The organism is Deinococcus aerius (assembly GCF_002897375.1).
GTDB classification, from domain to species: domain Bacteria; phylum Deinococcota; class Deinococci; order Deinococcales; family Deinococcaceae; genus Deinococcus; species Deinococcus aerius.
On sequence record NZ_BFAG01000015.1, the window covers coordinates 24862 to 40000 of the forward strand.

A 15139-nucleotide genomic window follows, 5' to 3' on the forward strand; every position below is an offset into this window, starting at 1 on the left:
ATTGGCGTATGAAACTCACTCCTATACTTCCGGGGACATGATTGAACCCTCCCTCGCCCTCTACGGTGACGCCTTTGACCGGGTGGACCACCATCTGGAGGAGCTGCTGACGGCCACCGGCGTCCGGTACTGCCTGCTGGTGGACCGCAAGGGCTTCGTGCTCTCGCACAAGGAAGCCCTCTGGGCGCCGCGCCCCCCGGCCCTCGACAGCGTCGCCACCCTCGTCGCCTCCAACGCCGCCGCGACCGCCGCCCTGGCGAACATGCTGGGCGAGCGCACCTTCAGCGAGCAGATCCACCAGGGCGAGCAGGGCACCCTGTACGTGGAATCGGTGGGCGACTCGGCCCTGCTGACGCTGATCTTCGACATCACCGTGCCGCTGGGCCGCGTGAAGGTCCACACCAAGAAGACGATTGCGCAGGTCGCGGCGATCCTGGAAGGGCTCAAGGACGTGCCGCCCGTGCAGTTCAGCGAGGACTTCTCCAAGGGCGCCACCGCCCTGCTCGACGACCTGCTCGGCTGAGGGCCGGGCGACGGAGGAACGCACATGAGCACCATCAACTTCGCCGCACGCGAGATCAACTGCAAGATCGTGTACTACGGCCCCGGCATGTCCGGCAAGACCACCAACCTCAAGCACGTCTTCTCCAAGGTGCCTGGCCACCTGCGCGGCGAGATGGTCTCGCTCGCCACCGAGGACGAGCGCACCCTCTTCTTCGACTTCCTGCCGCTCGACCTGGGCTCCGTGCAGGGCTTCAAGACCCGCTTTCACCTGTACACCGTGCCCGGCCAGGTCTTCTACAACGCCTCGCGCAAGCTGATCCTGCGCGGGGTGGACGGCATCGTCTTCGTCGCCGACTCGGCCCCCAACCGGCTGCGCGCCAACGCCGAGAGCATGCGCAACCTGCGCGAGAACCTCGCCGAACACGGCATCGACGTGCGCGACGTGCCCATCGTGCTCCAGGTCAACAAGCGCGACATCGAGGGGGCGCTCCCCACCGAGATGATCCGCGCCGTGATCGACCCCAAGCGCGAACTCACCCTCTTCGAGGCGACCGCCCACAACGGCGGCGGCGTGTTCGAGACGCTGAAGAGCGTGAGCCGCCTGGTGCTCGACCGGCTGTCGCAGAACAAGTAACAGGATAAGAGGAGGCCCCGGGGTAGAGTTCCGGGGCCTTCCTGTTTTTGCCCGCGTTTACGAGCCGGACTCCTCCTCCGTGCCCGGCAGCGGGTGGGTGCGGGGCGGGCCGCCGTCAACGCTGCCCAGGCCGCCCACACGGGGACCCTTGATTTCGCCGCCCACATCGATACCGGGGTCAGCCAGGCGGGTGGTGCCCTCCGGGTTGTCGGGGGTGATCACGCTGAAGTCCGAGAAACTGCCCGGCGTGCCGTCGTCGAAGCTGGGCTCGTCGTTCACGTTGTTGGGCACGAAGTCGTCGCCGTAGGCCACCGCGTTGTCGAGCATCTCGGAGCGGATGGAGGGGTCGATGCCGTCATCAAAGGTCATGCCCGCGCCCGCCAGCGCGTCGTTCCCGCCGCTGGCCTGCCGCCCGCCCGTCACGTCCCCGGACACCGGGAAGTCGGCCTCCGTCTCGGCCACGTCGCGGATGAGGTCGGCATTGGACTGGGCGTCCTGGTTGGCCGGGTTGCCGTCGCCGGGCAGCGTGTAGTCCATCGTCCCCGCGCCCGTCACGCTCTCGCCGCCGACAGGGTGAAGTTCGGCGTCGCTGGGCTCCCGGTCGTCCCGTTCCAGGTCTTCCCCGGTGGCCGTCCGGTCTTCCTCCAGGGGGGTGTTCAGCTCGGGGTCGATGTCCGTGGTGGGGTCTTTGCCTGTGGGGTCGGTCATGGTGCTCCTCCTGGGACCCGCTCCCTGTCTGCCGAGCGTGGCCGTTTGCCCCGAATTACAGCGTAGGGTCCTCACCCCCACGGTGAGGAATTGGGAAACGGACGTTGGCGCATCTGTCCTTAAGGTGCCTGTCACCGCCCCGCGGGTTTCGCTCCCTACAGTGGGGGGCCTGACGGGGGAAGCGTCCCCCGCACTCAGGAGGAGCCCATGGCAGAGGAAGTGCAGATGACGGCGGAGGGCTACCAGCGCCTTCAGGAGACGCTGGACAAGGAACGGCAGCGGCGCGAGGACGCCATCGCCCAGATCGCCGCCACCCGCGACGAGGCGATGGACCTGGAGGACCGCAACCTGGAGACGGCCCAGATCGACCTCCCCAGCATGGAGGCCCGCATCCTGGAGCTGGAGGACGTGCTGGCCCGCGCGGTGATCGTGGAGGCGGCGCCCGAGCAGGCCGGAAGGGTGGCCCTGGGCTCCCTGGTGACCCTGCACGACGAGGAGCATGACCGCGACCTCCAGGTTCGCCTCGTGAGCGCCGTCGAGGTGGATGCGCTCGCGGAGGGCGCCACCCAGGTCAGCGAGGACAGCCCGGTCGGCCAGGCATTGCTGGGGCGCGGGGTGGGGGAGACCTTCGAGGTGGACCTGGGTTCCCGACAGGCCCGCTACACCGTGAAAAGCGTCGGCTGAGGACGAGCAGGAAAAGTGCGGCGGAAGCAAAAAGCGGAGGCCAATGCCTCCGCTGACTTTTTACGCCTCAGACATCCCGTCGGTCGAACGCGTACACCGCCATCAGCCCGAACCCCGCCGTGTAGATCAGCAGCAGGATGAGGCCCTGAAGCACGTCCCCCTGCCGGGCGTACAGGTCGAGGTGGCTGGTGAGCAGCAGCCGCTGAACGCCCTCGGGGAACACCACGAGCAGCCGCAGGATGTTCAGGACCGCGAGTGTGGCGAGCGCGGCGGCGGCGGTGTTGAGGTACAGCACCCCGAACAGCAGCGCGAGGGCCGCGACCGGCATCAGCATGACGGCGGCGAGGACGCTGCCCCGCAGCACCTGGACGAACGCCTCCCCGCCGCTCAGCGGCCCCACACCGGCGAAGTAGCCCGGCCCCAGCCCGGTGCCGCCCGTGAAGCTGCCCAGGCCCAGCACCAGCCCGGCGAGCAGCGACCCGATCACGAGCGCGGTGACGAGCAGGGCGGGGTAGAGCAGGGCCACGATCAGCTTGCCCGTGATGACGCGGGTGCGGCCCACCGGGCGCAGCAGCAGGGGCGCGAGGGTGCCCTGGCTGACCTCCGCGCCGATCATCTCCGCGCAGGTCACGGCGATGAAGAGGGGCAGCAGGAACTGCACGAGCACGCCCAGGCTGACGGCGGGAAGCTGCCAGCCACTCGTCAGCGTGACCTGGAGGAGGGCGGTCAGGCGCGGGGCGAACGGCCACACGAAGGGCAGCAGCAGGCACACCAGCAGGGCGAGGCGGGCGCTCCGCATCCCCAGCAGCTTGCGAAATTCCAGTCCGGCGAGGGTCAGCACGGCGCTCCTCCAGAGGAAAGACGAAGAGGAAACGTATCCATCAGGCTTGCTCCACGCGCTCGCGGTAGTACTCGTACAGGTCGAAGTGGTCGGGTCCGGCCTCGAACACGCGCACTCCGTGCGTGGTCAGGGCCGTCAGGGCGGCGGGCACGGCGTCCTCGCCCGTAAGGTGGGCGACGACGAAGGGGGCGCGGGGGCTGACCTGCCGTACGAAGGGCCGCCCCTCCAGGGTCCGGGCCGCCGTGTGCGGGTCGTCCACCCGGAAGCGGAAGGCCGTCTGGCGGGCGCGCAGGTCCACCGTGTCCACCAACCGCCCGCCCGCCAGGATGCCGACCCGGTGCGCGTAGGTGGCGATCTCGCGCAGGTGGTGGGTGCTGAGCAGCGCCGCGCACCCCTGGGCGGCCAGGTCGGTCACGATGCGGTGGATCAGGCCGATGCCCAGCGCGTCCATGCCGCTCGTCGGCTCGTCGAGGATCAGGACGCGGGGATTGGCCAGGATCGCGCTCGCCACCCCCAGCCGCTGCCGCTGCCCGAGCGAGAAGGTGCCTACCCGGCGATCCGCCATGCGGGTGAGTTCCAGCAGCGCGAGCACCTCGCGGATGCGGTCGCGGCTCACCCTCCGCCCGCCCGGCACCATCGCGGCGAGGTTGGCGTGAAGCTGGAGGTTCTGCGTGGCGGTGAACTGCGGGTAGAACTTGGCGGGGGCCTCCACCACCGCGCCCAGGTACGCCCGCGCCCGCGAGCCGTCCTCGTGGACATCGTGGTCCAGCAGCCGCACCTCCCCCTCGGTGGGAAAGGCGAGGCCCGTGACGGTGCGGATCAGGGTGGTCTTGCCCGCGCCGTTGGGGCCGGTCAGGGCGTAGATTTCCCCGGGCTCCACGCTGAGATTCACGTCGTGCAGCACGGGCTGTGACCCGTACTTCTTGTGCAGGCCGCGCACCGTCAGGGCGGGGGCCGAGGGGGGAGCGGGCGTGGTCACCCGCCCAGCCTGAAGGAGTACCCTTCACCGCGTTCTTACAGACGAGGGGGGAGAAGGGCGCGCTGCCCTCCTCCTCCCTGGAAGCCTCCTGCCGGGTTCAGAACTTCTTGAAGCGCGTCAGCCGGAAGGGCACCTCGGGCGCCATCCCGCCCTGCAAACGGTCGAGCTGGGGCTGCGTCACCACGAGGTCACCGCCGATCTTGGTGAGGGTCGCGGGGAAGCGCAGGCCGGTCAGGGGTTCTTCCATCATCAAGGTGCCGCCGCCGTAATCGAGGGCAAGAACCACCTTGCTGATCATCTGATCCTTGTTGCGGGCGACATACAGCGTATACCCGTCGAGCAGCAGGCCGTCGCCGTTCATCAGGCCGCCCATGACCCGCTTCACGGCCCTCGTCCGCAGGTCGATGCGCCACAGCTCGCCGGTGTTCGTCTGCATCGCCAGCAGGAAGCGGCCATCCGGCGTCGCCACGATGCCGTTGAGGTTCACGCCGGGGCCGTACCTGATGGGTGTTTTGCCCAGGTCCAGCCACGCCGTCAGGTTCAGGTTCCGGTCCACCCGGAAGATCACCGGGCGGCGGCTGTCGGTCACGTACACATTGCCGTCCGGGGCGGGCGTCAGGTCGTTGAGGTACGGCATGGGGCTCATGGGCGTTTCGAGCACCCTCAGGATCATGCCGTTCGGGTTCAGGATGGAGACGGTGCCCTGCTGCCCGCCCGCGATCCACACCCGGCCCTGCCCGTCCACCTTCATCCCCAGCGCGACGCGGCGGCCCAGCGCCCCACCTTCGCTGAACTTGCTGACAGCTCCGGTCGTGGCGTTGATCGCGTAGACCGTCCCGTTCGTGGCGCTGCCGGTGTAGAGGATGCCCCGCTGAGCGTCATACGCCACGCCCTCGGGATAGGCCAGGTGGTCGGGGAGGGAGTAGTCCCGCACGCTGAAGTTGTCGCGCCGGATCACGCCGCACTGCACGCGGGTGCCCGACTTGCCCGCCGGGTCGGTCTTGTAGTCGTCCGGGTTGGCATGGATGACGAGCGAGCGATTCAGCACGCCGTTCATGCCCGTCAGGCTGAACTTCTGGGACATGAAGGTTGCGCGGCCCACCCCGTCCGCCCCGACGGTCAGCATGGGTGCGTCGCCGCCGTGGCCGTACTTGTTCGGCGCCTGCGGGTCGTCGTGGTTCTTGCTCATGCCGGGGTCGAAGTGCCCGCCCGCCGCACCGAAGGGCACGACCGTATTCGTCGCCGGGTCCACGCCGGGAGCGCAGCGCCCGTACTCGTGGACGTGCATCCCGTGCTGTCCCGGGGTCAGGCCCCGGGCCTCCACCGTCACCTGCACGCCCATGTCCATCTGGCGGAAGGTCGCGGTGCCGAGGACCTGCCCCGCCTCGTCGCGCAGGGCGGCGGTGGCCGTCAGGGGCGTGCTGGCGGGGGCAGTCATGGCCTCCATGCCTCCGGCCAGCACGTGTCCTCCCACCGTCCCGGCCAGGGCGAGCGTCCCAAGGAGCAACACCTTCTTCATCACTGGCCCCCCGTGTAGCGCACGCGGTAGATCACGCCGCTCTGGTCGTCGGTGAACAGCAGGCTGCCGTCGGTGTACACGGCCACGCCCGCCACACGCCCGAACTGCTTCCACTGCCCGTTTTCCTGGAACACGAAGCCCGTCACGAAGGGCGTGATCTCGGTCGGCTTGTGGTTCGCGTCGAAGTTCACGCGGGCGATCTCGTAGCCGCTGGGTTCACTGCGGTTCCACGAGCCGCGGTACGCGATGAAGGCGTCGTTGCGGTACTCGGCGGGGAACTGGTTGGCGGTATAAAAGGCCAGGCCGATGGCCGCCGCGTGGGCGGTGTAGTTCAGCACGCTGCCCTCGGTGCGGGCGCAGTACTCCTGCTTGGTGGTCAGGTTGGGAATCTGGCTGGAGTTCGTGTAGGGGTCGGGCTGCTTGTCCCCGTAGCAGAAGGGCCAGCCGTAGGCCCGCCCGCGCACGATCACGTTCAGCTCCTCGGGCGGGATGTTGTCGCCGTGCCAGTCGGCGCCCTGGTCGGCCCCGTACATGACTCCGGTGACCGGGTGCCAGCCGAAGCCGACAGTGTGGCGCAGGCCGCGGGCGTACACCTCGCGCCACTTGCCGTCGGGGCGAATCCGCAGGATGGTCGCCTCCTCGGGGTTCTGGGTGGGCGTGTCGTTGTTGGTGGCGCCGAAACTCGCGTACAGGTAGCCGTCCGGCCCCCACTTCAGGTTGCGGGCGGGGTGCTGCCCGGCGTCGGGAAAGCCCTCGGCGAACACGCGCGGCGTGCCCAGCGTGCCGTCCCCCGCCATGTCCATCACCCAGATCATCTTCTCGCCGACCGCGTACAGCTTGCCGCCCTTCACGTCCATCCCGTGGACGAGGGGGAGGTTGGAGGCGACCTGCCGCCGCTCCCCGGCGTCGAAGCGCCCGTCCTGGTTGACATCCTTCATGTACCAGATGTCGTTCTGCCCGCGCCGCGAGAGGTACACGCCGCCGTCGGGCATCACGTACAGCATCCGGGCGTTGCCCAGCTCGGAGGCCATCACCGTGATCGAGAACCCCGCCGGGACCTTCAGCCGGGCGAGCTTGTCGGGCGTGAACCCCAGGGCCACCGGCTCGTTGCGCGTCGCGGTGACGGTGGCGGGCGGTTCGGGGGCGGGGAGCGGTCGGGGGGTGGGCGGGGTGTTCGGCCCCGGGAACGGCCCGGTCAGCGGCACCGAGGTCTGTGCCAGGGTGAGCCCGGCACCGGCCAGGGCTGCCGTCAGGGCGGCGAGCAGCAGTTTACGCATGGGGATTGTCCTCCACCCCGGAGAATCACACGCCCCACGAAATCCCGAACTCGGCCTCGCTCACGTTCTGAAGCGTAGCTCAGGCTTTTCTCAAGCCAGGTCCACGAACAGCGGGAGGTCCGACGGCGGCACCGCCCCCACCCCCACCGCCCGGCGGTGCAACTCGCGCACGGCCAGCATCCCCTCCCCGCCCACGTCCAGGCTGAAATCGTTCACGTACAGGTCGATGTGAGCGCGCATCACGTCGTCGCTCATCTCCAGGGCGTGCTGGCGGATGTAGTCCATCGGCTCGGCAGGGTGCTTGTAGGCGTATTCCAGGCTGGCCCGGACCGCCGCGTTCAGGCCGCGCTGGATGTCGAGTGGAAGGTCCCGCCGCACCAGGATCGCGCCGAGCGGCAGGGGCAGCCCCGTCTCGCCTTCCCACCACGCGCCCAGGTCGAGCAACTTGACCAGCCCGTGTTGCGGGTACGTGAAGCGCGACTCGTGGATGATCAGCCCGGCGTCCACCTCGCCCCGCAGGGCGGCGGGCATCACCTCGTCGTAACGCAGGTGGGTCAGGCGCACGCCCGGGTAGGCGAGGCGCAGCAGCAGTTCGGCGGTGGTCTGCGCTCCGGGCGAGGCCACCAGCCGCCCGTTCAGGTCACCCAGTTCCTCCCGCGCGACGACGAGTGGCCCCACCCCGCGCCCAAGCGCCCCGCCCGAGCGCAGCGCCACGTACTGCTCCATCACGTCGAAGTAGGCCCGGTAGCTGATCTTGGTGATCGGCAGCCTGCCCACCCGCGCCCACTCGTTGAGCGTCTGTACATCCTCCAGCACCTCGCGCACGGGGAGCGGCGAGGCGACCCGCCCGGCGTGGAGCGCGTAGAAGATGAAGGTGTCGTTCGGGCAGAAGGAGTAGCCCAGGTCGAGGGGGGAGGTCAAGGTGGTCATGGGGGCAGGGTACGCCTGACCGCCGGGGGCAAGCGTCACGGGGACGCCCCGGGTGTTCCCCAGCCCACCGCGCGGCGGGTACGTTGGGGGGGTGAGCGGACGCGCCTTCCTCTACTGCGTGCTGAGTGCCCTCGTCATCATTGGCGGCGTTACCTGCGGCTGCGCGGGCCAGTGTGAGGGCCGGGCGCGGCGAGAACCCCGCCATCGCCGCGGGAGTGTTCCCCCACCCCTCCTACCGCACGTCCCTCAACGCCTCCCGCGCCGCCTGGGCGTCCCGCCCGATCTGCGCCTTCAGCTCGTCCAGACCGCTGAACTTCTGCTCCCCGCGCAGGTGCGTGAAGAACTTGACCTGCACCTCCTCGCCGTAGAGATCACCCTCAAAGTCGAAGAGGTGGACCTCGAAGCGGCGCTCCCTGCCGTTCACGGTGGGGCGAAAGCCCACGTTCGCCATGCCGTGATGGCGCTGCGGGTTGCCCGGCCCCCGCTCGGTGATGGCGACGACCGCGAACACGCCCAGCGGGAGCGCCTTGCCCTCGGGCACCCGGATGTTGGCGGTGGGCCAGCCCAGGGTGCGGCCCAGACGGTCCCCCGGCACGACCACGCCCTGCGCGTCGTAGTGGCGGCCCAGCAGCCGGGCGGCGCCCTCCACGTCCCCGACCTTGAGGTACTCGCGGATGCGGGTGCTCTTGATGTCCTCGCCGCCGAGCTGGTGCATGGGGAGCGCCACGACCTCGCGCGTCACCCCGCGCAGGTCGGGGAGGCCCCCCGCCCGCCCCCGCCCGAAGTGGAAGTCCTCGCCCACCACGATGGACCGGGGATGCAGGGCGCGCAGGTCGTCCAGGAACGCCTCCTTGGGCCGGGCGGCGAACTCGGCGGTGAAGGGGACGGCGATCGTCTCGTCGATCCCGTAGCGGGCGAGCAGGTCGAGTTTCTCGGGCAGGGTGGACAGGAACTCCACCCCCTGCGTCAGCACCCGGGTGGGCGGGTCGAAGGTGTACACCACCGTCGGCACCCGGTGTTCCCGCCCCCTCGCCTTGAGCTGCGCGAGCAGGGCCTGGTGCCCCAGATGCACCCCGTCGAAGGACCCGACCGCCACCACCGTCTCGGTGTCGGGCCGCTGGGTGGGGGAGACGTAGGTTTTCACCGCGCGGCGACCCGCTGGAGGGCGTACAGGGCCGCCGCCACGGTGGTCGCGCTGCCCACCAGCGTGCCGTCGCGCAGCCCGTCGAGCACCGCCTGGGGAGGTATCCACACGACCTCGATCTCCTCGTCCTCGTCGTGGGGCAATTTGCTCTCGCGCAGGCCTCTCGCCTCGAAGATGTACAGCTCCTCGTCGCAGAAACCGGGGCTGGAGTAGAAGCGGGTCAGCAGCGTCATGTCGCCGTCCAGCCCCACCTCCTCCTGAAGCTCGCGCCGGGCGGCCTGCTCGGGCGTCTCCCCCGCGTCAATCAGGCCCGCCGGGGCCTCCACCGTACTCGTCCCGATGGCCCGGCGCCGCTGGCGCACGAGAAGCATCTCGCCCGAGTCGTTCAGCGCCAGGATCGCCACGGCGTCGGCGTGCCGCACGATCTCCCACTTGCCCTCCAGCAGCTCCAGCCGCACGATGTGGCCGTCGTAGATCACCTGTGTTCCGTTGCCCGTGGCGGCGTCGCTCATGGGGGCAATCTAGAGCAGCGGGGGAGGGGCGGCGGGCAGGTTAAGCCTTTGCTCTCTGCCCGCCGCCTCCCCAGCTCTGCCACAATCCGGCCATGTTCACCCGCGCTGACCTGGAGGCGCGCGAGGCCGCCACGCTCGCGCCGTACGCCACCCTGAGCCGGGAGTCGCGCGGGCGGGAGTATCCCGAGGCCGAGAGCGAGACGCGCACCGCCTTCCAGAAGGACCGCGACCGGGTGCTGCACACGACCGCCTTCCGGCGCCTGGAGTACAAGACGCAGGTGTTCCTGAATACCCAGGGCGACCACTACCGCACCCGGCTGACCCACACGCTGGAGGTCCAGCAGGTCGCCCGCTCCGTCGCCCTGACCCTCGGCCTGAACGAGACGCTGGCCGAGACCATCGCCCTGGCACACGACCTCGGACACCCCCCCTTCGGCCACGCGGGCGAGCGGGTGCTGAACGCGCTGATGGAGGAACATGGGGGTTTTGACCACAACACCCAGGCGCGGCGCATCGTGACCCGGCTGGAGGACCGCTACCCCGACTTCCCCGGCCTGAACCTGACCCTCGACACGCTGGACGGCCTGAACAAGCACGCCCGCGCGGGGCTGGGGCCGCCCAGCCTGGAGGCGCAACTCGTGGACGCGGCTGACGCATTGGCCTACACCGCCCACGACCTCGACGACGGGTTGCGGAGCGGGCTGCTGACGCCGGGCCAGCTTGAGGAGTTGCCCTTGTGGCGCGAACTCCTCGCTCGCGTGCCCACCTCCTCCCCCCACCTCACCGAGCGTGACCGCCGCACCCTGCACCGCGAACTGCTGGGGTGGCTGATTGGCGACCTGACGCGGGCCAGCCACGAGGCGATCCGGGCGAGCGGGATCGGGACCGCCGCCGAGGTGCGGGCGCAATCGGGGCGGCTGATCACCTACAGCGACGCCATGCGCGAGCGGCTGCGGGAGACGGGGGCCTTCCTGCGCGACAACCTCTACCGCCACTGGCGGGTAGAGATGCAGGTCGAGCAGGGGACCCGGCTGCTGACGACCCTCTTCACGGCCTTCCTCTCGCGGCCCACCCTGCTGCCCCCGGGAGTCCGCGCCCGCGCCGAGGTGGACGGCCTGCCCCGCGCCGCCTGCGACTTCATCGCCGGGATGACCGACCGCTACGCGAGCGAGACGCACGCGGCGCTCGTCCCCCCACCGGGGCCGCCGGGGTGGCCGAGATAGAAGGGCATCTGAGCCGCGCCCCGGCCCTCCAACCTCTTACACTGCCCTATGCCCGAACGCATTCCGCTGGAGGCCCTGACCGGCCTCCCGACCGTCGCGGCCCTGACCGTCTCGCACAGCGGCGAGGAGGTGGCCTTTTACGCCGACTGGACCGGACGTTTCGAGCTGTACGTCCTGAATCTCCACGCCCGCGAGCGGCGCCAGGTGACGAACGGGGAGGCACCCAAGGGGATTCGCGCGGGCTTCGTGTGGTCGCGCGACGACACGCGCATCCTCTTCAGCCGCGACCATGACGGCGACGAGCGGCAGGCCCTCTTTGAGGTGACGCTGGCGTCGGGCGAGGTGCGGCCCCTCCACCACTCCCCCGAGAGCATGGACTACGCGGTGGGCGCCCACCCGGACGGTCGGCGCCTGCTCGTGAACAGCACGCGGGGCGGGCAGATGAACGTGCACGTCTACGACCTGACGCGGGAGGGCGAGGCCGCCTGGACGGCCCTCACGCAGCAGCCCAACGCGACCCAGGCGGTCGCCTGGAGCCCGGACGGGATGCAACTGACGCTGAACACCAACGAGAGCGCCGACCTGCGGAACGTGGACGGCTACGTGGTGAACGCGGACGGGAGCGGGCTGCGCCGGGTGTGGCGCGTGCGCGAGGGCAGCCGGGACGAGGTGGGCCACTGGCACCCCGATGGGCGGCGTGTGGCCGTGACCAGCGACGCCGACGGCCACAGCCGGGTCGGCCTCCTCACCCTGGAGAGCGGCGAAGTCACCTGGCTCACGCCCGCCGACGGGGTCACCGAGGAGGAGCCGGGCCGCTTCTCCCCCGATGGCCGCTGGCTGAGCGTGATCCGCAACGTGGAGAGCACCCTCTCGCCCGTTCTGTACGACACGGGAACCGGACAGGCCCGCGAGCTGAGCCTGCCACCCGGCCTCGCCTACGGCACCGAGTTCGCGCTGGGCGGCACGAAGTTGCTCTTCCAATACACGACGACCACGACCCGCCCGGAGGTGCTGCTGTACGACCTGGGCACCGACACCTGCGAGGTGCTGCTGCCCGCCGAGTACGGCGAGGTGGACCCGGCGGATTTCGTGCCCGGCGAGTACGTGCGTTACCCCAGCACGGACGGTGTGCGGGTTCCCGCGATCCTGTACCGGCCCAGGTCCACCGCACCGGGCCAACGCTTCCCGGCGCTGGTCTGTGTCCACGGCGGCCCCACCGCTCAGTTCTTCCGCGCCTTCAACGCGCAGCTCCAGTTCCTCGCCGACCGGGGGTACGTGGTGCTGTGCCCCAACGTGCGCGGCTCGACCGGGTACGGGGTGGAGTGGCGCGACGCCAACCTGATGGACTGGGGCGGGCGCGACCTGGAGGACGTGGCCGCCGGGGCCGAGTACCTGAAGACGCTGGACTTCGTGGACCCGGGGCGCGTGGGCATCTTTGGCGTCAGTTACGGCGGGTATCTCTCGTACCTCGCGGCGGTGAAAAAGCCGGGCCTGTTCAAGGTCAGCGTGCCCATCGTGGGGATCACCGACCTGCACCGGCTTCACGAGGACAACAGCCGCGTGATGCCGCAACTCGGCTACTACTTCCGCACACTGATGGGCGACCCCGTCGAGCAGGCCGAGTTGTGGCGCGACCGCAGCCCGATCACGCACGCGGCGAAGTTAAAGGCGCATATGTTCATGATGCACGGCGCCAACGACCCGCGCTGCCCAGTGAACCAGGCCCGGGGCTTCCGGGACGCCCTGCTGCAGAATGGCCGCGAGGAGGGCCGCGACTTCGAGTACGTGGAGTTCGGCGACGAGGGCCACGGGGCGGGCGACATCGCCGGAAGGACCCGCAGCTACCGCCTGCTGGCCGACTACCTCGCCCGGCGGCTGTGAGGGACTACACCCCCGGCGCCGCCACCCGCACCCCTGCCCGCTCCAGCGCCGCCCGCAGGTCCCGCGCGAGTTCCGCCGCCTCCGCCCCGTCCCCGTGCAGGCAGAGGGTCCGGGCAGGAATGTTCACCCGCTCCCCCGTGACGGCGACCGTGATCCCCTCCCGCGCGATGCGGACCCCCTGGGCGACGGCCTGATCGTGGGGGAGCAGGGCGCCCGCCTGCCCGCGGGGCCACAGCGACCCGTCGGGCGCATAGCCCCGGTCGGCAAAGCCCTCGCCCACGGCGTCCAGTCCCAGCGCCGCCGCCTCACCCAGCATCACGGACGCCCCCCCCGCCAGGCCGAAGTACAGGGGGAGGCCCGAATCGCGGGCAGCCTGGGCAACGGCGCGGGCCAGCGTCCGGTCCCTCACCGCCTGGTTGTAGAGCATTCCGTGGGGTTTGACGTGATGCAGCCGCACGCCCTCGCGGGCCGCCACCGCCTTGAGCGCCTCGATCTGCTCGCGCACGAAGGCGGTGACCTCCTCCGGCGGAAAGTGCATCTCCCGGCGCCCGAAGCCCTCGCGGTCGGGAAAACCGGGGTGGGCGCCCGCCGCCACGCCGTATTTTGCGGCCAGGCGCAGGCTGTCCCGCATCGTCCCCACGTCTCCCGCGTGGCCCCCGCAGGCGATATTCGCGCTCGTGACGTGGGGCATGACGAGGGCCTCGTGGGGGCTGCCCTCCCCGAGGTCGGCGTTGAGGTCGATGGTGGTGGGGTGAGTCATGTCTCCTTGTACCACCAGCGCAGGGCCAGCTCCGCCCCCCGGACCGCCCGCTCCCGATGCCAGAGTGCCGCGCGCGCCTCCTCCGGGCTCACCACCCGCAGCCACACCCGGTCGCCGGGGCGCAGTTGGCCCAGCCGGGGCAGGTCCACGCTCGCCAGGGCGAGCGGGGTGGGGTAGCCGCCGTGCGTGCCCGCGTCGGGGAGCAGCAGGATGGGCCGACCGTCCGGCGGAAGCTGCACCCCTCCCGGCACGTTGGGCAGGCTGATCCGGTTCGGGTCGTGGGGCGCGGGGACCGCCTCGCCCAGCCGCGCCCCCATCCGGTCGGCCTGCCCGCTCACGGTAAAGGGCCGCCCGGTCAGCGCGGCGAGGAGGTCCGGTGTGGCCTCCGCCGTCGGGAGGACGCGCAGGATGTGGTGCGGCCCGGTCGGCGTCCGCAGCTCCGGCGAGACAAAGGCGCGCGGCGGCTTGGCGGGCGGCAGCGGGAACCACCCGATTCGGTCCCCCGCGCGGAGTGCCCGGCCCTCCAGCCCGCCGAAACCCGTCCTGAGGTCGGTCGAGCGGCTGCCGAAGGCCTCCTGCCCCTCCAGCCCGCCCCGCACGGCGAGGACAGCCCGCGCCCCCCGCGCCGCCCCCCCAAGGTCCAGGGTCTGCCCCGCCCGGACCGGGACCGCCCGCCACGGGGGAAAGGGCGATCCGGCCAGCGTGGCCTCGAAGGGGGCGCCGCACAGGGCCACGAGCGCGTCGGCCCCGAAACGCAGGGCCGGGCCGGCGAGCGTGACCTCCAGCGCCGCCGCGCCCGGGGGATTGCCGACGAGCGCGTTCGCCAGCCGCAGGGCCAGGGGGTCCGCCGCGCCCCCGCCCGGCACGCCCAGCGCCCGGACCCGCCTGCCCGTGTCCTGCACGGTGGTCTGGAGGCCGGGGCGCCTCACCTCCATCATGCCCGGACCTCGAAGCGAACCCGGTCGCCCGCCTGCCACAGCACCGGCTCGGGGCGCCAGGGGTCGAACAGTACGGCGTCCGTGTGCCCGACGAGGCGCCAGCCGCCCGGCGTTTCCCGGGGGTAGACACCGGCCCAGGGACCCCCCAGCGCGACGCTCCCGGCGGGCACCCGTTCCCGGGGCGCGCTCAGCCGGGGCATCCGCAGCCGCCCGGGCAGCCCCGCCAGAAACGCGAAGCCGGGGGTGAAGCCCAGAAAAGCGACCGTGAGGGGCGTGCCGCACAGGGCGCGCACGAAGTCGCTCACGCTCAGCCCCGCCTGACAGGCGCACCATCCGAGGTCCGGCCCGCCAAAGGTCACCGGCAGGACGTGGGTTCGGGCATTCGCCTCCCCGCCGGGCCTGAGCCGCGCCAGCCGTTCCCGGAGGGCCGCGCTCAGGCCTCCCGCGTCCACCCTCAGCGGGTCGTACAGCACGGTCAGCACGTCCAGGGCGGGCACCGCCTCCCGGACGCCGGGCAGGGGCCGCGCGGTCAGGTCGGCGAGCAGTTCGCGCGCGAGGGGCGAGCGCACGACGAGCGCCGCGTCGCCCAGCCGCTCGATGGTCAC

The 15139-nt window shown here is 71.0% G+C and carries 16 protein-coding genes (1 of these 16 cut by a window edge); 5 read left to right on the forward strand and 11 right to left on the reverse strand.

Annotation, left to right across the window (positions count from 1 at the left end; genetic code table 11):
• Positions 1-37: 37 nt before the first annotated feature.
• Both mglB and mglA read left to right on the forward strand, forming a co-directional pair.
• Entirely contained in the window at positions 38-523 is a 486-nt protein-coding gene (gene mglB / locus DAERI_RS17985; RefSeq protein ID WP_103130827.1) for a GTPase-activating protein MglB, read from the forward strand.
• 24 nt (positions 524-547) lie between these two features.
• Positions 548-1138 (forward strand): GTPase MglA, encoded by a 591-nt coding sequence (gene mglA, locus DAERI_RS17990; protein WP_103130828.1) that lies wholly within the window; start codon positions 548-550, stop codon positions 1136-1138.
• A 57-nt stretch (positions 1139-1195) separates the two neighbouring features.
• On the opposite strand, the gene DAERI_RS17995 is transcribed toward mglA, so the two are convergent.
• On the reverse strand, positions 1196-1846 hold the full coding sequence (locus DAERI_RS17995; RefSeq protein ID WP_103130829.1) for a hypothetical protein: 651 nt from the start codon (positions 1844-1846) through the stop codon (positions 1196-1198).
• Positions 1847-2053: 207 nt separating this feature from the next.
• On the opposite strand from DAERI_RS17995, the gene DAERI_RS18000 reads away from it, so the two are divergent.
• Positions 2054-2530, forward strand: coding sequence for a GreA/GreB family elongation factor (locus DAERI_RS18000; RefSeq protein ID WP_103130830.1), 477 nt, complete (start codon positions 2054-2056; stop codon positions 2528-2530).
• Positions 2531-2597: 67 nt separating this feature from the next.
• On the opposite strand, the gene DAERI_RS18005 is transcribed toward DAERI_RS18000, so the two are convergent.
• The 7 genes from DAERI_RS18005 to DAERI_RS18035 form a co-directional block, all read right to left on the reverse strand.
• A complete protein-coding gene (locus tag DAERI_RS18005; protein WP_103130831.1) occupies positions 2598-3371 on the reverse strand; it encodes a DUF2705 family protein in 774 nt (257 codons plus the stop codon).
• A 40-nt stretch (positions 3372-3411) separates the two neighbouring features.
• Positions 3412-4350: an ABC transporter ATP-binding protein gene (locus tag DAERI_RS18010; RefSeq protein ID WP_103130832.1), complete on the reverse strand. Its 939-nt coding sequence runs from the start codon at positions 4348-4350 to the stop codon at positions 3412-3414.
• 97 nt (positions 4351-4447) lie between these two features.
• On the reverse strand, positions 4448-5869 hold the full coding sequence (locus DAERI_RS18015) for a superoxide dismutase family protein (RefSeq protein ID WP_103130833.1): 1422 nt from the start codon (positions 5867-5869) through the stop codon (positions 4448-4450).
• Entirely contained in the window at positions 5869-7146 is a 1278-nt protein-coding gene (locus DAERI_RS18020) for a PQQ-dependent sugar dehydrogenase (protein ID WP_103130834.1), read from the reverse strand. The genes DAERI_RS18015 and DAERI_RS18020 overlap by 1 nt, the downstream gene beginning before the upstream one ends.
• 90 nt (positions 7147-7236) lie before the next feature.
• Entirely contained in the window at positions 7237-8076 is an 840-nt protein-coding gene (locus DAERI_RS18025) for a 1,4-dihydroxy-6-naphtoate synthase (RefSeq protein WP_103130835.1), read from the reverse strand.
• Between the two features lie 232 nt (positions 8077-8308).
• Positions 8309-9220 carry a riboflavin biosynthesis protein RibF gene (ribF, locus tag DAERI_RS18030; RefSeq protein ID WP_103130836.1) on the reverse strand — a complete coding sequence of 304 codons (912 nt, stop codon included), beginning with the start codon at positions 9218-9220 and terminating at the stop codon, positions 8309-8311.
• Positions 9217-9732, reverse strand: a complete 516-nt coding sequence (locus DAERI_RS18035) for an NUDIX domain-containing protein (RefSeq protein WP_103130837.1) — start codon at positions 9730-9732, stop codon at positions 9217-9219. The genes ribF and DAERI_RS18035 overlap by 4 nt, the downstream gene beginning before the upstream one ends.
• 92 nt (positions 9733-9824) lie before the next feature.
• Between DAERI_RS18035 and DAERI_RS18040 the strand changes: the two genes are divergently transcribed.
• Together DAERI_RS18040 and DAERI_RS18045 are read left to right on the forward strand one after the other, a co-directional pair.
• Positions 9825-10955 (forward strand): deoxyguanosinetriphosphate triphosphohydrolase, encoded by a 1131-nt coding sequence (locus DAERI_RS18040; protein ID WP_103130838.1) that lies wholly within the window; start codon positions 9825-9827, stop codon positions 10953-10955.
• Positions 10956-11003: 48 nt separating this feature from the next.
• The gene (locus DAERI_RS18045) at positions 11004-12836 is read left to right on the forward strand and encodes a S9 family peptidase (protein WP_103130839.1); all 1833 of its coding nucleotides are present in this window, start codon (positions 11004-11006) and stop codon (positions 12834-12836) included.
• A gap of 4 nt (positions 12837-12840) precedes the next feature.
• Here the strand turns inward: DAERI_RS18045 and pxpA are convergent, their stop codons facing one another.
• The 3 genes in view from pxpA to DAERI_RS18060 are tightly spaced (each overlapping or abutting the next) and all read right to left on the reverse strand, a layout consistent with a single transcriptional unit that may run on beyond the window.
• On the reverse strand, positions 12841-13596 hold the full coding sequence (gene pxpA, locus DAERI_RS18050) for a 5-oxoprolinase subunit PxpA (RefSeq protein ID WP_103130840.1): 756 nt from the start codon (positions 13594-13596) through the stop codon (positions 12841-12843).
• The gene (locus DAERI_RS18055) at positions 13593-14534 is read right to left on the reverse strand and encodes a 5-oxoprolinase subunit C family protein (RefSeq protein WP_235610453.1); all 942 of its coding nucleotides are present in this window, start codon (positions 14532-14534) and stop codon (positions 13593-13595) included. Before DAERI_RS18055 ends, pxpA begins: the two co-directional genes overlap by 4 nt.
• Positions 14531-15139, reverse strand: the 3' portion of a protein-coding gene (locus DAERI_RS18060; protein ID WP_103130842.1) for a 5-oxoprolinase subunit B family protein. Its footprint extends 9 nt past the window's final position; 609 of the gene's 618 nt are visible here — the last part of the coding sequence; its start codon lies off the right edge, out of view — the gene reads right to left on this strand; it ends in the stop codon at positions 14531-14533. The genes DAERI_RS18055 and DAERI_RS18060 overlap by 4 nt, the downstream gene beginning before the upstream one ends.

What these genes read in the sequence shown, in the direction of transcription:
- mglB (WP_103130827.1), top strand. Translation starts at nt 38, where the DNA reads ATGATTGAACCCTCCCTCGCCCTCTACGGTGACGCCTTTGACCGGGTG.
- mglA (WP_103130828.1), top strand. Translation starts at nt 548, where the DNA reads ATGAGCACCATCAACTTCGCCGCACGCGAGATCAACTGCAAGATCGTG.
- DAERI_RS17995 (WP_103130829.1), bottom strand. Translation starts at nt 1,846, where the DNA reads ATGACCGACCCCACAGGCAAAGACCCCACCACGGACATCGACCCCGAG.
- DAERI_RS18000 (WP_103130830.1), top strand. Translation starts at nt 2,054, where the DNA reads ATGGCAGAGGAAGTGCAGATGACGGCGGAGGGCTACCAGCGCCTTCAG.
- DAERI_RS18015 (WP_103130833.1), bottom strand. Translation starts at nt 5,869, where the DNA reads ATGAAGAAGGTGTTGCTCCTTGGGACGCTCGCCCTGGCCGGGACGGTG.
- DAERI_RS18020 (WP_103130834.1), bottom strand. Translation starts at nt 7,146, where the DNA reads ATGCGTAAACTGCTGCTCGCCGCCCTGACGGCAGCCCTGGCCGGTGCC.
- DAERI_RS18025 (WP_103130835.1), bottom strand. Translation starts at nt 8,076, where the DNA reads ATGACCACCTTGACCTCCCCCCTCGACCTGGGCTACTCCTTCTGCCCG.
- DAERI_RS18035 (WP_103130837.1), bottom strand. Translation starts at nt 9,732, where the DNA reads ATGAGCGACGCCGCCACGGGCAACGGAACACAGGTGATCTACGACGGC.
- DAERI_RS18040 (WP_103130838.1), top strand. Translation starts at nt 9,825, where the DNA reads ATGTTCACCCGCGCTGACCTGGAGGCGCGCGAGGCCGCCACGCTCGCG.
- DAERI_RS18045 (WP_103130839.1), top strand. Translation starts at nt 11,004, where the DNA reads ATGCCCGAACGCATTCCGCTGGAGGCCCTGACCGGCCTCCCGACCGTC.
- pxpA (WP_103130840.1), bottom strand. Translation starts at nt 13,596, where the DNA reads ATGACTCACCCCACCACCATCGACCTCAACGCCGACCTCGGGGAGGGC.
- DAERI_RS18055 (WP_235610453.1), bottom strand. Translation starts at nt 14,534, where the DNA reads ATGATGGAGGTGAGGCGCCCCGGCCTCCAGACCACCGTGCAGGACACG.